The sequence below is a fragment of the Advenella mimigardefordensis DPN7 genome, from assembly GCF_000521505.1.
In the GTDB taxonomy this organism is placed as follows: Bacteria; Pseudomonadota; Gammaproteobacteria; order Burkholderiales; family Burkholderiaceae_B; genus Advenella; species Advenella mimigardefordensis.
In genome coordinates this window covers 4,374,792-4,388,367 of record NZ_CP003915.1, presented here as the reverse complement: position 1 = coordinate 4,388,367, position 13,576 = coordinate 4,374,792, and the positions used below count along the sequence as shown (strand labels likewise).

General features: G+C 54.4%; 13 protein-coding genes. 9 read left to right on the top strand and 4 right to left on the bottom strand.

Going from position 1 to position 13,576, the window contains the following annotated elements:
• Nucleotides 1–14: 14 nt before the first annotated feature.
• The 3 genes from tssE to MIM_RS20110 are packed head-to-tail and all read left to right on the top strand — an operon-like array spanning nucleotide 15 to nucleotide 3,184.
• Nucleotides 15–569: a type VI secretion system baseplate subunit TssE gene (gene tssE, locus MIM_RS20120; protein WP_025374563.1), complete on the top strand. Its 555-nt coding sequence runs from the start codon at nucleotides 15–17 to the stop codon at nucleotides 567–569.
• A complete protein-coding gene (gene tssF, locus MIM_RS20115; protein WP_025374562.1) occupies nucleotides 569–2,494 on the top strand; it encodes a type VI secretion system baseplate subunit TssF in 1,926 nt (641 codons plus the stop codon). The genes tssE and tssF overlap by 1 nt, the downstream gene beginning before the upstream one ends.
• A gap of 39 nt (nucleotides 2,495–2,533) precedes the next feature.
• Nucleotides 2,534–3,184, top strand: a complete 651-nt coding sequence (locus MIM_RS20110) for a DUF3540 domain-containing protein (protein ID WP_025374561.1) — start codon at nucleotides 2,534–2,536, stop codon at nucleotides 3,182–3,184.
• Nucleotides 3,185–3,235: 51 nt separating this feature from the next.
• Here MIM_RS20110 and MIM_RS20105 read toward each other — a convergent pair whose 3' ends face one another.
• The 3 genes from MIM_RS20105 to MIM_RS20095 form a co-directional block, all read right to left on the bottom strand.
• A complete protein-coding gene (locus MIM_RS20105) occupies nucleotides 3,236–4,798 on the bottom strand; it encodes a DHA2 family efflux MFS transporter permease subunit (protein WP_025374560.1) in 1,563 nt (520 codons plus the stop codon).
• Nucleotides 4,791–6,140, bottom strand: a complete 1,350-nt coding sequence (locus MIM_RS20100) for an HlyD family secretion protein (RefSeq protein WP_025374559.1) — start codon at nucleotides 6,138–6,140, stop codon at nucleotides 4,791–4,793. The genes MIM_RS20105 and MIM_RS20100 overlap by 8 nt, the downstream gene beginning before the upstream one ends.
• A 373-nt stretch (nucleotides 6,141–6,513) precedes the next feature.
• On the bottom strand, nucleotides 6,514–7,053 hold the full coding sequence (locus tag MIM_RS20095) for a DUF924 family protein (protein ID WP_025374558.1): 540 nt from the start codon (nucleotides 7,051–7,053) through the stop codon (nucleotides 6,514–6,516).
• Nucleotides 7,054–7,305: 252 nt separating this feature from the next.
• Between MIM_RS20095 and MIM_RS20090 the strand changes: the two genes are divergently transcribed.
• The 3 genes from MIM_RS20090 (at nucleotide 7,306) to MIM_RS20080 (ending at nucleotide 9,571) form a co-directional block, all read left to right on the top strand.
• On the top strand, nucleotides 7,306–7,494 hold the full coding sequence (locus tag MIM_RS20090) for a YqaE/Pmp3 family membrane protein (protein ID WP_025374557.1): 189 nt from the start codon (nucleotides 7,306–7,308) through the stop codon (nucleotides 7,492–7,494).
• Nucleotides 7,495–7,547: 53 nt separating this feature from the next.
• Nucleotides 7,548–8,009 (top strand): GyrI-like domain-containing protein, encoded by a 462-nt coding sequence (locus tag MIM_RS20085; RefSeq protein ID WP_025374556.1) that lies wholly within the window; start codon nucleotides 7,548–7,550, stop codon nucleotides 8,007–8,009.
• 254 nt (nucleotides 8,010–8,263) lie between these two features.
• Complete coding sequence (locus tag MIM_RS20080; RefSeq protein WP_025374555.1) at nucleotides 8,264–9,571, top strand: NAD(P)/FAD-dependent oxidoreductase; 1,308 nt, start codon at nucleotides 8,264–8,266, stop codon at nucleotides 9,569–9,571.
• A 105-nt stretch (nucleotides 9,572–9,676) separates the two neighbouring features.
• On the opposite strand, the gene MIM_RS20075 is transcribed toward MIM_RS20080, so the two are convergent.
• On the bottom strand, nucleotides 9,677–10,495 hold the full coding sequence (locus tag MIM_RS20075) for an IclR family transcriptional regulator (protein ID WP_052342352.1): 819 nt from the start codon (nucleotides 10,493–10,495) through the stop codon (nucleotides 9,677–9,679).
• 265 nt (nucleotides 10,496–10,760) lie between these two features.
• On the opposite strand from MIM_RS20075, the gene MIM_RS20070 reads away from it, so the two are divergent.
• Genes MIM_RS20070 through MIM_RS20060 form a run of 3 tightly spaced genes read left to right on the top strand, consistent with a single transcriptional unit; the run spans nucleotide 10,761 to nucleotide 13,543 of the window.
• Nucleotides 10,761–11,873, top strand: coding sequence for an ABC transporter ATP-binding protein (locus MIM_RS20070; RefSeq protein ID WP_245592782.1), 1,113 nt, complete (start codon nucleotides 10,761–10,763; stop codon nucleotides 11,871–11,873).
• A 2-nt stretch (nucleotides 11,874–11,875) separates the two neighbouring features.
• Nucleotides 11,876–12,748, top strand: coding sequence for an ABC transporter permease (locus tag MIM_RS20065; RefSeq protein ID WP_025374552.1), 873 nt, complete (start codon nucleotides 11,876–11,878; stop codon nucleotides 12,746–12,748).
• 3 nt (nucleotides 12,749–12,751) lie between these two features.
• The gene (locus MIM_RS20060; protein WP_025374551.1) at nucleotides 12,752–13,543 is read left to right on the top strand and encodes an ABC transporter permease; all 792 of its coding nucleotides are present in this window, start codon (nucleotides 12,752–12,754) and stop codon (nucleotides 13,541–13,543) included.
• The last annotated feature ends 33 nt before the right edge of the window (nucleotides 13,544–13,576 follow it).

The following is a 13,576-nucleotide window of genomic DNA, read 5'->3' as shown; positions in this document are numbered from 1 at the left end:
CAGGTGTGTCGTATATGGATATGGAAGACATTTCAGGCAAACGGACGGCATTCGGCATGCGCGAGCGTCGCGCTGCCAAGGACCGTTTGCAGCCCGCATTACTGGATCGTCTCACGGACAACGAACCGTTAAAGAAAAAAGAAACCCGCGACAGCGTCATGATCACTTACGATACGTTGCGTCACGCGGTTCTGCGCGACTTGCGCTGGGTGCTCAATACGGTCAATATCGAAACCGTCGATGACCTGGATGCCTTTCCACAGGTGCGTAACTCCACCGTCAATTTCGGTGTGGAAGCGCTGGCCGGCAGACGCATGTCCGAGATCGACTGGGTGGATATGGAGCAGTCTATCAAAAACGCCATTATCCATTTCGAACCGCGTATTCTGGCCGATTCGCTGGAAGTGGCCTGCGTGAGCGAAGTGACTGCGCTGGAGCATCATAATGTGCTCAGCCTGGAAATCCGCGGCAAACTATGGTGCAACCCCTATCCGCGTGAGTTTTTGTTCCGTACCGACATTGATCTGGAAAGCGGCCACATGGATCTGCAGGAACAGGGGGCGCTCTGATGGAACCGCGTTTTCTTGATTATTACAACCGTGAACTTGCCTACATTCGCGAAATGGGCAAGGAGTTCGCCGATCACTATCCCAAGATCGCCGGCCGGCTGGGCATGAATGGCATCGAGGTTGCAGACCCGTATGTTGAACGGCTTCTGGAAGGCTTCAGCTTTCTGACCGCGCGCATCCATATGAAAATGGATGCCGAGTTCCCGCAGTTTTCGCAGCGGCTGCTTGAAGTGGTGTATCCGAATTATCTGGCGCCGACTCCCTCCATGGCTGTGGTGCAGGTATCGCCCAGCATGAACGAGGGCAGCCTGGCCAAAGGCTTTACGCTGCCCAAGGGGACGGTCATGCGCGGCCGCATTCCCAAAACAGAACAGACGCCCTGTGAATTTGTGTCCGGCCATGAACTGACGCTATGGCCATTGCAGGTCACGGCGGCCGAGCTCTCGGGCGTGCCGCCCGATCTGCCCTTAAAGCGGATGAATCTGAACAACCGCAACCAGCCTGTACGCAGCTCGCTGCGCATCCGCCTGGAAATCAAGGGTGGCGTCAAGCTGCACGAATTCAAGCTGGACCAATTGGTATTTCATCTGAACGGTCAGGACATTCATATGCAGCGCCTGCTGGAACTCATTATGGGGCACACCATCACGGTGCTGTGCCATGATGTGGAAAAGCCGGTCAAATGGATTAATCGCATCAATGTCAATGACATACGTCATGAGGGCTTTGAGAGCGATCAGGCGCTGCTGCCGGCCGAAGCGCGGATCTTCCAGGGCTATCGCATTATTCAGGAATATTTTGCCTTTCCGGCGCGCTTCATGTTCTTCAGCGTCAACAATATGCAAAAGGCGCTCAAACTGCCGGCTTCGCTTCTCGCTGCGAGCGCTAATGCAGCGGCCGGTCAGGAAAGCCGCAGCTTTGAACTCACCTTCCTGTTTGACAAGGATATACCCGAGCTGGAAGGCAATGTAACGGCCGAAAATCTGGCGTTGCACTGCACGCCGGTTGTCAATCTTTTTCCCAAAAAAGCGGACCGGATCACGGTTTCGCCCAATACCCACGAATATCATCTGGTAGTGGATCGTACCCGGCCGCTGGATTTTGAGGTGTTCAGCCCGACGCGCGTGGCAGGCTACTCGAATGTATCTGATCTGACAGAAAAGGAATTTCGACCCTTTTTCGGGTCGCTGGGCAGCGATTCAGACGACTATGGTGCCTACTACTCCATGCGGCGTGAGCCCCGTCTGCTGTCTGATACCGCCGCACGCAACGGTGCACGTACCGGTTATATCGGCAGTGAAGTCTTTATTTCACTTGTGGATAAAAATCAGGCGCCGTTTTCCGAGGATTTGCGGCATCTGAGCATGGATGTGCTGTGCACCAATCGCGATCTGCCCATGCTGATGCCTATCGGTCAGAAGAATGATCTGGCCTTGCGTGTGTCGGCTCCGATTGAGGGTATCAAGATCCTGCGTGGCCCGTCTCGGCCCCGGCCGGCGCTGGCCCAGGGCGCTTATGCCTGGCACCTGATCAGCCATTTGGGCCTCAATTACCTGAGTCTGATTGATTTGGATACAGAAAAAGGCGCACAAACCCTGCGTGAAATGTTAAAAATATATGCAAATATCGCCGATCCTGCCATTGCCAAGCAAATCAATGGCGTTCGGCATGTAAGGGTAGAGGCTGTGCACCATCGCCTGCCCGTGCCGGGCCCCATCGTATTCGGCAGGGGCGCGCGCATTCATCTGGAAGTGGATGAAGGGGCGTTTTCCGGTGTCAGCCCCTATTTGTTCGGTGCCGTGCTGGAGCAGTTTTTTGCCCGGCATGTGTCCATTAATATGATGTCCGAGCTTGTGCTGTCTACCATGCAGCACGGCGAACTGGCCCGCTGGAAGCCCCGTATGGGCGCCCGGCCGGCCGTATAAATTGCTGTACATTGACGATCAACCGCCAAAGGAATAAACATGTCTTCAGTTGCCCAGCCTAAAACCTACCCCGTCTACGATCCGGTCCACCTGATCGGTGTCGTGAAAAAGCAGGACGAGCAGACGTTTGTGGTTGAGTGCGATGGTCATGAATGGGTCTGCCGTCGCGCTGCCAGCTGCCTGCTGCAGCCTCAGGTGAACGATACGGTGCTGATCAGCGGCCCTGAGCGGGATCGCGTTTACCTGATCGCCGTCATCGAACAGGCACAGCAGAGTGAATCAGTGGTCAGTGTACCGGGCGCGCTGAATATTTCGGCCGATTCGGTCAATATCAGCAGTGCCGCTGCCATGCAATTGCACGGTGGTACTGCGCTGGATCTGAACACCGCACAATTGAAGCTGAGCGCCGGGAAAGGGCAGTGCGTGGTCGATGAAATGCAATATGTCGGTCGTGAAGTGAAAACCACAGTTGGCATGATGCGCGTTATCGGCAAGGTGTACGAATCCATCATGGATCGCCTGTCCTTCATGAGTCGCACCTCATTCAAAATCACCGAAGAGGTTGAACACATGCGGGCTGGCACCATCGATTATCAGGCCGAACAGTCTGCCCGCCTGCATTCTAAATACACCATGGTCACTGCCAAAGACCTGGTCAAGGTCGATGGCAAACAGATCCATATGGGGTGATCGCAAGGACCAGGAGAAGGCTGCGCCCGTGCCGCCAGCCTTCTATCTGCCTTAATGCCCGCCAGACGGCGGCGCGCCTGCCTTGGCCATAAATGGCGGTTTGGTCAGCCAGACCAGTCCTACCAGTAATACAAACAGCCAGCCCAGCCCCCAGAAAACCTCATTGAATGATATCTGCAATGCCTGCTGATTGATCAGGTTATTGATGTTGTAGGCAGCAATCTCTGTGGTATCACCATACTGCTTCAGCGCTTCTACGGCCGTCGGGTTATAGACGTTGATATTTTCGCTCAGCTGAGCATGATGGATAATCGTGCGATGGTCCCACAGGAAGGTGGTAATGGACGCTGAGAAACTGCCACCCAGTACCCGCAGGAAGGCGGCCAGACCCGAGCCGGCAGCGATCTCATCTGCGCGCAGATCGGACAGCAGAATAGTGAGCACCGGCATGAAGAAGAACGCGACGCCCAGGCCCAATACCAGCTGCGTCATGGCAATATGCATGTAGTCCAGGTCGGTGGTGAAGTCGGCACGCCAGAACGAGGTGATCGACATCACAATAAACGACAGGGCGGCCAATATGCGCAAATCTACACGATTGGCATATTTACCCACAATCGGCGCCAGAAAGATCGGCAGGATACCAATCGGCGCAGACACAATCCCCGACCACATTGAGTCATAGTTCAGGGTCCGCTGCAGCCATAAGGGAATCAGCAGGCCGATAGCAAAAAAGGCGGAGTAGCCGAAAATAAGCGCAAGCGTGCCGAAGGCGAAATTACGATGGCGAAACAGGGTCAGATTCACGATAGGATCGGGGTGCGTCAGCTCCCAGATCAGGAACGCAATCGTGCCAATCACCGCCACAATCGTCAGCACCACGATAAAGTCAGAACCAAACCAGTCTTTCTCATTACCCAGATCCAGCACCACCTGCAGTGAGCCCACCGCCACAATCAGCAGAATCAGACCCATATAATCCACGCCCGATTTAATAATCGTGACCGGACGCGCGCGCATCTGAATAAAGACAATAAAGCTGGCCAGCAGCCCTACCGGAATATTGATAAAGAAAATCCATTCCCACGAATAGCTGCTGGTAATCCAGCCGCCCAGGATCGGACCGGCCACCGGCGCCACCACCGTGACCATGGACAGGATGGCCAGCGCCATCCCGCGCCGCGCCGCGGGATAAATGGAAATCAGCAGGCTTTGCGTGATCGGATACATCGGGCCTGCCACCGCACCCTGCAGGGCACGAAAAACAATCAGCTCCATCATATTTGTGGAAATGCCGCAAAGAAACGACGTAATCACAAATAAAATTGTGCAGATGTTGAACAGGCGTACCTCACCGAAGCGCCGGCTCAGAAAGCCCGTCAGAGGCAGGGTGATGGCGTTGCTGACCGCAAAAGAGGTAATGATCCAGGTACTCTGGGATGAACTCACGCCCAGATTACCGGCAATGGTCGGCAACGATACATTGGCAATCGTGGTGTCCAGCACCTGCATGAAGGTGGCCAGACACAGGCCCAGCGTCGTCAGCCACAGGCTGGCGGGAGCAAACGGCTGCGCAGGCGCACCTGGCGGCGTCTTGGCTTTCTGGTTACTCATCGGCTTTTTTGGTATCCGCGTCGCTGGTCGCCAGATTCTGCTGCACAATGTCGGCAATCAGGCGGTCTGCTGCTGCGACCTGCTGATCATAAATCGTCGTTTGCAGCTTGCTGTTCGGGTTCACGCCGGTGGCAAGCACAGCGCCATCGGTATTGTGCAGATCGGCTTCAACAAACATGGACATGCCAATGCGCAGCGGATGTTTTTCCAGTTGCTCGGGCTTGGCAAACTCCACCCGTACCGGAATACGCTGCACGATTTTGATCCAGTTGCCGGTCGCATTCTGCGCGGGCAGCAGGGCGAAGGCACTACCTGTACCAATACCCAGGCTGCTGATCACGCCGTCATAAACCACGTCATCGCCATACAGGTCTGAAGTAATGCTCACGGGCTGGCCGATGCGCATATCTTTCATTTGTGTTTCTTTGAAGTTGGCGTAAATCCAGGCGTTTTTCAGCGGCACTACGGCCATCATGGCGCTGCCGGCTGCAACACGCTGACCAACCTGTGCGGCACGCTTGGCCACATAGCCATCGGCGGGGGCGGTGATGGTGCTGCGTACAAAGGTCAGATAGGCGGCTTTCAGTTTGGCTTCGGCTACCAGAATATCGGGATGCTGGTTAATCAACGTGCCGGCCACCAGTGCATTGCTCACCTCAGCGGTCTGCTCGGAAGCCGTCAACTGGCTGCGAGTGGCTTCAAGCTGGCTGAGTGCAGACTGATACTGGCTTTGAGCCTGCAGAAATACGTCTCTGGCGTGGGCGCTTTCCTCTGCGGAGATAGCGCCGGATTTAACCAGTTTCTGTCTGCGGCCGTAATCGGCCTGCGCTTTGTCCAGCGCTGTTTTGGCGCCCTTGACCGCGGATTCCTGAGCCTGCACCATGGCCAGCTGGGCGCCCGATGTGGCCTTGGCACCGCTGGCCTGACTGTACAGGCTGCGCACTTCTCTTACGGTTTTGGCTAATGCAGCCTTGGCTTCGTTCAGCGCCACTTCTGCCTCGGTCTGGTCCAGGCGGATCAGCGTATCGCCGGCATGCACAAAGTCGCCATCATCGGCGAAAATGCCCACCACGGTGCCACCAACCTGCGGTGTGATCTGAATAATATTGCCCTGCACATAGGCATCGTCGGTGCTTTCATACCAGCGGCCATTCAGGTAATACATGACACCTGCAATAACGGCGATAACCACAACTACCAGAAATAGCAGTTTGAACAGAAAGCTGCGTTTATTGCCGGCGGGCTTTTTCTTTTGCTTAGCTTTTGCTCCTGCATCGGCAGAAGCGGGAACGGCGGACGGTGCGTCGGGAGTGGCCGTCGTGGGATTTGAATTGGAACTCATGGAAAATGATAACCGTAATGATCAGCCGTTAATGCGGATCCAGGCGATGCCGGTGGCATAACCTGCTTTTCCCGTTGGGCTGGAATAATGTAGGTTCAATGATTGGGTAAGCAATAATTGCTTGGTCAAATAATGATAATCACAGAAAATATCACGGTCAAATACTTTCTTAAAACGGATGCGTAAAAACCCCTATTTTGTTGTGCAAGTTCGGGAAATTCAGTGTGGCGTAAGGCTTGGCGCCGTACATGTGCAAGTGCCGAGCCAACCGCGCCTCCCCGTTTCTGTCGAGCCAGATGCGTACACAGAGGCCGGCGGGCCGGGAACGTCGTGAGTGATCACAAGAAGCGCAGTCAGGCCGGAATCACTCGCGTCAAAACGATGAACCAGGTTCTTGCAGAAAGGCGATTTCTTCTGGCGTAGACGGGCGTGCCAGAATCTCGTTGCGATGCGGATACCGACCGAAAGCGTCAATAATGGCTTTATGTTTCAGTTCAAATTGATAGGACTCCTCTGAGCCATACTTGCGAAAAAGACATTCGGCCGCCTGGTGAATGACAGTGGATTCAGAGTGCATCATGGGCATCAGCAGGAAATTGTTCTCCTGCTGGGTCAGCTCGGTAAATTCAGTCGTGCGCGTCGCCTCCTGCGACAGCACCAACGCCATGGCATCCTGAGCAAAGGCCGCAGGTGTGCCACGACCAATGTTGCGCGAGAATTGATCCAATACAATGATTTCAGCAAGGCGCCCACGAATGGTGCTGCGCCAGCCACTGAGTTCGGCGCGTGTGGCTTGCTGCCATACGTCGGTAAAGCGCTCACGAATCGTTGCGTCAAATTGTGGATCGCTGGTGAACCATTGTTCAGAAGGGGTTTCTTGAAACCAGAAGTCCAGAATATCCTGTGGAGACATACGCGATCCTTTTATAAAAATAAAGCTCAAAAACAAAACTAAAGGTGAAGAACCTGAAAGGGCAGGCGACAGGGGTCGGTAAACGGCGGGTGCTGAGTCAGCCCCATCCTCCCCCGCAACCGCGTCCGGCATACCCGGGAACGACCTGTACTGTAGCCAGCCGTTATAATACAGCCTTGATATTACGGGATTCGTCGCCATGTGCGATGTTATATCGCCCATAATAAACTGCATCGTATTACGGAATTTTTCATGAGATTACTGCTCGCCATTTTTCTGCCTTTCGTCGTGTTTTTCACGATCGGACGTCCCATTGCAGGGATCGTTTGCCTTATTCTGCAAATCACGCTGATTGGCTGGCTACCCGCCGCATTGTGGGCCGTCTATGCCCTGAGCCAATACAACACCGACAAAAAAATTGCCGCATCGCGCCAGCTTTAAACCGGATCACATTGTGTTACGCCATCTTTGCATGGCACTAAAAGGGATAGGCCATGAGCATCGTTAACCTGCCTTCATTCCGCGTCCTGGGCGTGCAGACCCGCACCTGTAACGCCGACGAAGAAACCTTGAAGACGGCACGCTTGCCCTTGCTCTGGCATGACGTGTACACGGAGCTGGTGCCCGAGCTGCCCGCAGATGCCCCGGTCTATGGGGTCTATGGGGGCTACGAGTCCGGTCAGGACGGCCGTTATACCGTGACGGCAGGTGCTGTTCACAAGCCCGAAAAATGCAACCTGGACCTGGTTGAAGTAACGGTGCCGTCGGGGCAGTATCTGGTTTTTACCGGCAAGGGGAAAATGCCCGAAACGGTTATCCGGGTATGGCTGGATATCTGGGATTATTTCAAACGTGAAGATGCCCCCCACCAGCGAGCCTTCACTACCGATTTTGAAGTCTATCGGGGGCGCGAGGAAACAGCGATTGAAGTGAGCGTGCATATTGCCATCAGGTAAATCGTGGCGGCTCCTGGCAAGCCAGGCCGCAGGCTGGCGTGGCAATCGCGAGCATAGGCGGGAATGACTCTTGTCATCCGATACAGCCTGCATGTGCTTCACTGTTCTCAAAAAGACGTCCCCGCTGCCTCATGTTGCAGATAGATTACACATTTGCCGCGGTTTTCATGCAGATGTGACAAAACGATTGAAAATTACTGCCGGCCACTTATGATGGAAAACTCTTCCGTTCTTTCTGTCCCAAGTCAATAAGCGTGAAAAATCCCTATTTGCCCCACTATAACAACCGTTCCGGCTGGAATGCGCTGCTGCCTGCGCGCACGGCCAACACGGAACCACAAGGCCCTCGTGCCTTTGATTTCATTGTCATCGGGGCGGGCTTTACCGGCTTGTCTGCGGCCCGCCGTCTGGCGGAACTGGCACCGGACAAATCAGTGCTCGTGCTGGAAGGCAGTGTAATTGGTGAGGGTTCATCAAGTCGCAATTCCGGGTTCATGTCCACGTTCCCCCGTTCGGGGATTGTGAAGGATCCTGCACAGGACGATCTTCTGGGACGCATGCAGATTCGTGTTTACGAACATGGTTTGCAATGGCTCAAGCGTACCTTGCAGGCGCATCGTATCGATTGCGACTGGGATGAAGATAGCGGTAAATACAATGCGTCGGCCACGCCGGCCGGCAAAGCTTCGCTCCTGTCGGGCATCGATAAAAACAAGCGGCTGGGTATTGACACCGAAGTGCTGAGCCAGGATCAGCTGGCACAGCGACTGGGGACGCGTTATTACGATTTTGGTTATTACACGCGCAATAACGTATTTGTGCAGCCTGCTGCCATGCATCGGGGTCTGGCCGACACGCTCCCGGCAAATGTCACTTTACTGGAAGAGACTTTTGCCAATCGGATTACCGGTGGTGCGGGCCGCTATACCGTATCGACCAGCAAGGGTGATTTTTCTGCAGGTCAACTGGTCATTGCCAATAATGCCTTTGCCCGCAGGCTGGGTTTTCTGAAAGACCGCCTGATTGCCATTTACACATATGCGGGGCTGACACCCGCACTTTCTGACGAACAGGCTGCTGCTCTTGGGCCCGCCAGACAATGGGGCCTGCTGCCGGCGCATCGCCTTGGTACGACATTGCGCAAAGTGTCGGGTAATCGCTTCATGGTGCGTAGCGCCTATTCATATGAATCAGAGCGCAGTGCCACGGCCTACACCACCATGCTGAAGAGCTACTACAAACGCCGCTTTCCACAAATGGCATCGCACGACTTTGAATTTGTCTGGGGCGGAACCACCGCGCTCACGCGTAACGGTGGCATCTTTTTCGGCAAGCTGGCTGAGGGCATCTATGGTTCGCTGGGTTGTAATGGCTCGGGCGTGCTGCGCGGCACCGTAAATGGGCGTCTGTTGGCCGAGCTGATGCTGAACCATCCCTCAGAAGAACTGGATGCGGTATTGGGGCTGGGCGGCCCAGCCTGGTTGCCGCCAGAGCCGTTACGGGCACTGGGTGTCAAAAGCGCTATTTTCTATCAGGGCATCAGGGCCAGCGCCGAGCGCTGATTATGCCTGCGTATGCCGTGTTCCGGATGACGCGGCATATTGCGCTTGCAATTTGCGCTTGCAATTGGAGCAAGTGAACGTCTTGCAGATCAGCGAACATGCTGATCAGTTGGACAGTGCCATATGCGGGCTGCCCAGGGCCGGATCAAAGGGATTCAAATTGCTGCTGATCGCTGCCGCTTCACGTTTCAGAATATCCACAATAAAGGGCAGACGCTCCTGCGTCAGCCTTTCGGTAAGGACGCTCAGACCTATGGCTCCTGCCGGATAGCCCGTGCTATCGGTAAACGCCACGGCAATACCGCCTATGCCCGTGAGTTTGCCTGGGCCCGTGTTCAGCACAAAACCGTTTTGCTGCGCCTGTTTGATTCGCGCGCGCAACTGTGGCTCATCAATGCCATCTTCCTGGTAGAAGCGCGGGATGTTGAATGACAGGATGGCGTTCTGTTCACTTTCCGGCAAGGCCGCAAGAATGGCAATGCTTCCCTGGCCCAGGCCAATGGGAATGCGTCCGCCGATGCCGCCGGTGAGTGATTGCGTGATATAGCTGCCTTCCATTTTATCGATACACACCACGTCATAGCGGTCTCGCAATAGCACAAAGGCAGAATCCTGCAGTGTTCCCACAATTCTGAGAATGGAACTGCGGCAGATGGCGCGTAGCGATGATTCCTTGTGATGCGCACGCGCCACCAGGGAGAACAGTTCCAGAGTCAGCGTATAGGATTTGCTTCCCTGCCGCTGCACAACAAAGCCTTCAGCAATCAGTGTTTGCAACAGCCGGTGCACCGTGGCCTGGGAAAGTTCAAGCTGGCGGGCAATATCCGTCACGCGTAGCCCTTGCTGTCCGGCATCACTGAGCAAGCGCAAAATACCCAAGCCTTTGGTAAGAACACCCTGTGCACTGTTTGATTTCTGGTCCATTGTTGTATTCTGATTAATGAAATTAATTATTAATTATTATATATATTTTTCCAATAAATGAAATATAAATAAAAATAATTTTATTAGTAGAAATACCAATATATAAATCAGGCCATGCAAGGGACAATTATCGGGTTAATACAACTGTCATATACAGCATGACTGTTGTGCGTTCCCCCTGCTGCATGCCAGGTTGTTTACCGCCGTATCACCTCACATGCTGCTGCGTACGACATAACAGCGCAGCCCGCGGAACAAGATCAAATTGAACGAAGTGAGGACGTATGCTTTTTTGCAGTTGCACGGCCTGACCAAAAAATTTGCGGACACCACCGCTGTCGACAATCTCTCCCTTGACGTTGCCAAAGGCGAGTTCGTTTCGCTGCTGGGTCCTTCGGGCTGTGGCAAGACCACCACTTTGCAGATGATTGCGGGGTTCGTAGACGTTACCGCCGGCAGTATCATTCTGGACGGCACAGACATCACGTTTGCCAAACCCAATGAAAGGGGGCTGGGCATTGTTTTCCAGACGTATGCACTTTTCCCGCATATGACAGTTGAAAAGAATGTGGCCTTTGGTCTGGAAATGCGCAAGGTATCGGGTAGCGACATTGCGCGGCGCGTCAGGGACGCACTGGCCGTAGCGCAACTGGAGAAATTCGCACAGCGATACCCGCGTGAGCTGTCGGGTGGTCAGCGTCAGCGTGTGGCTCTGGCACGTGCGCTGGTGATTCAGCCGCCGGTATTGTTGCTGGACGAACCCTTGTCGAATCTGGATGCCAATTTGCGTGAAGAGATGCAATTTGAGTTACGCCGGATTCAGCAACAGGCAGGTACGACCACCATCATGGTGACGCACGACCAGGCCGAAGCGCTGTCAGTCAGCGACCGTGTGGTCGTCATGCGCGAAGGCAAAGTTATACAAATTGATGAGCCTTACGTGATGTATGAAAATCCGGCCACCCCCTTTATTTCCCGTTTTGTCGGCAAGACCAATACCTTTGCTGTCACGGTTACGGCCACAGAGCAGGGTACTCACTTCGATCTGGACGGCCAACGCATCACATTGAAAGACAATGCTAATCGTACGTCACATGCAGAAACCTCAAGTGCGGGTACATCCGAGGCACTGGTGTCGGTGCGTCCCGAAAAAATCGTCATTGACCGGCACGGCCAGGGGCGTTTTGCCGGTACGGTCAAAAACAGTTTTTTCCTTGGCAATTTGTGGATGTACGAGGTGCAAACCGCCTTCGGACTGGTCGTTGTCTCGGTGATCAATAACCACCAACAGGTTTATAAAATTGGTGAAGATGTGAGCCTGGACTGGCACGAAGATGCGCTCAGGGTGCTCACTGCCGAGCCTGCCGGGAATGTTTGACCATGACGCATCCTGATCCTGGCGCCACGCCGGCGCGCAAGCGGCGCCTGAGCTTTCTGGGCGCCATGCCGTTAACCCTGCTTTTCATTGGTTTGCTGATTGTGCCGCTGGTGCTCACCATCGTGCTGTCATTCCGGCCTTACGATTACGACCTGGGTGTGCAAGCGGGCTGGACGCTTGAACAATACATAGAAATTTTTACCAGCAACTACACGCTCACGGTATTCTGGCGCACCTTGTGGATATCGGGTCTGGTCACGCTCATTTGCGTGCTGATCGGCGTGCCGGAGTCGTACATTCTGAGTCGCATGAAGGCACCGTGGAACTCGGTATTTCTGCTGGTCATTCTGTCGCCTCTGCTTATTTCACTTGTGGTGCGCGCCTTCGGCTGGAGCATGCTGCTTAACCCCATGTCGCCTATCGGCAAACTCACCGAGATGATGGGCCTGGGGTCGCTGCTATACACCTCTGCTGCCGTGGTGATCGGCCTGGTGCATGTCATGTTGCCGTTTATGATTATTCCGGTGTGGACATCGCTTAACAAGATTGATCCGCAAACCATCAAGGCGGCCTATTCACTCAATGCCTCCAAATGGCAGACCATCAAGCGGGTCATTCTGCCGCAGGCCACGCCGGGCATACTGTCGGGCAGCCTGATTGTCTTTGGTCTTTCCACCAGTGCGTTTGCGATACCTGTGCTGCTGGGCGGCGGTCGATCCCGCATGGTATCCAACAGCATTTATGAGCAGTTCATGGTTGATCTGAACTGGCCCATGGGGGCGGCCCTGGCCATTCTACTGCTGATCATGAATCTGATCATTATGATGTCCTACAATCAAATTCTTGAGCGCTCGTATAAGCGCAGTTTGGGGTAAGCAATGAAAAACGGACCCCTCTCGCTGTTGTTCAACACGCTGGTCACGATCTTTATTCTTGCGCCGCTGGTCATTGTGTGCCTGGTGGCCTTCACACCGCAAGACGTGCTATCTATTCCAACCACCAGTTTTTCATTGCGCTGGTTTAAGGCCGTCTTTAACGAGTCGGGCTTTATTGCGGCATTTCAGACCAGTTTGTGGGTGGCCTTTGCCAGCGCCTCCATTAGCGCCGCACTGGCGTTGCCGGCTGCGTTTGCCATTGCCCGCGGACAGTTTCGCTTCCGGCATGTGGTCAATGGCCTGTTCCTGTCGCCTTTGATGATTCCCAGTCTGGTCATGGGCGTCGCCCTGCTGCGCCTGTTTGCCATGCTGGGCGTGCGCGGCAGCCTGTTATGGCTCATCCTGGGGCATGTCATCATCGTTACGCCATATGTGATACGGCTGGTGTTGGGTTCGCTGGTGGGCTTTGACAAGAGTATCGAACATGCCGCCGAGTCGCTGGGTGCGGGCAAGTGGACGGTGTTTCGGCGCATTACCTTTCCGTTGATCATGCCTGGCATTTTCGGTGGATGGATCCTGGCATTCATCAACAGCTTTGATGAACTGACCATGTCTGTTTTCCTGACCTCGCCCACCACCATTACACTGCCCGTCAAAATGTACATGTATGCGACCGAATCAATCAACCCGATGCTGTCAGCTGTCTCGGCGCTCATTATCGTGCTGACTGCCGTTACCATGTTCGTGCTCGATCGCGTGTATGGGCTGGATAAAATTTTGATCGGAAAGCAGTAGTCATGGCCGCGGCAATGGCGAATGCAATTATGT

Coding starts and splice junctions, on each gene's coding strand:
- MIM_RS20075 (WP_052342352.1), bottom strand. CDS start 10,495: ATGGACCAGAAATCAAACAGTGCACAGGGTGTTCTTACCAAAGGCTTG.
- MIM_RS20110 (WP_025374561.1), top strand. CDS start 2,534: ATGTCTTCAGTTGCCCAGCCTAAAACCTACCCCGTCTACGATCCGGTC.
- MIM_RS20060 (WP_025374551.1), top strand. CDS start 12,752: ATGAAAAACGGACCCCTCTCGCTGTTGTTCAACACGCTGGTCACGATC.
- MIM_RS20100 (WP_025374559.1), bottom strand. CDS start 6,140: ATGAGTTCCAATTCAAATCCCACGACGGCCACTCCCGACGCACCGTCC.
- MIM_RS20090 (WP_025374557.1), top strand. CDS start 7,306: ATGAGATTACTGCTCGCCATTTTTCTGCCTTTCGTCGTGTTTTTCACG.
- MIM_RS20095 (WP_025374558.1), bottom strand. CDS start 7,053: ATGTCTCCACAGGATATTCTGGACTTCTGGTTTCAAGAAACCCCTTCT.
- MIM_RS20105 (WP_025374560.1), bottom strand. CDS start 4,798: ATGAGTAACCAGAAAGCCAAGACGCCGCCAGGTGCGCCTGCGCAGCCG.
- MIM_RS20085 (WP_025374556.1), top strand. CDS start 7,548: ATGAGCATCGTTAACCTGCCTTCATTCCGCGTCCTGGGCGTGCAGACC.
- tssE (WP_025374563.1), top strand. CDS start 15: ATGGATATGGAAGACATTTCAGGCAAACGGACGGCATTCGGCATGCGC.
- tssF (WP_025374562.1), top strand. CDS start 569: ATGGAACCGCGTTTTCTTGATTATTACAACCGTGAACTTGCCTACATT.
- MIM_RS20065 (WP_025374552.1), top strand. CDS start 11,876: ATGACGCATCCTGATCCTGGCGCCACGCCGGCGCGCAAGCGGCGCCTG.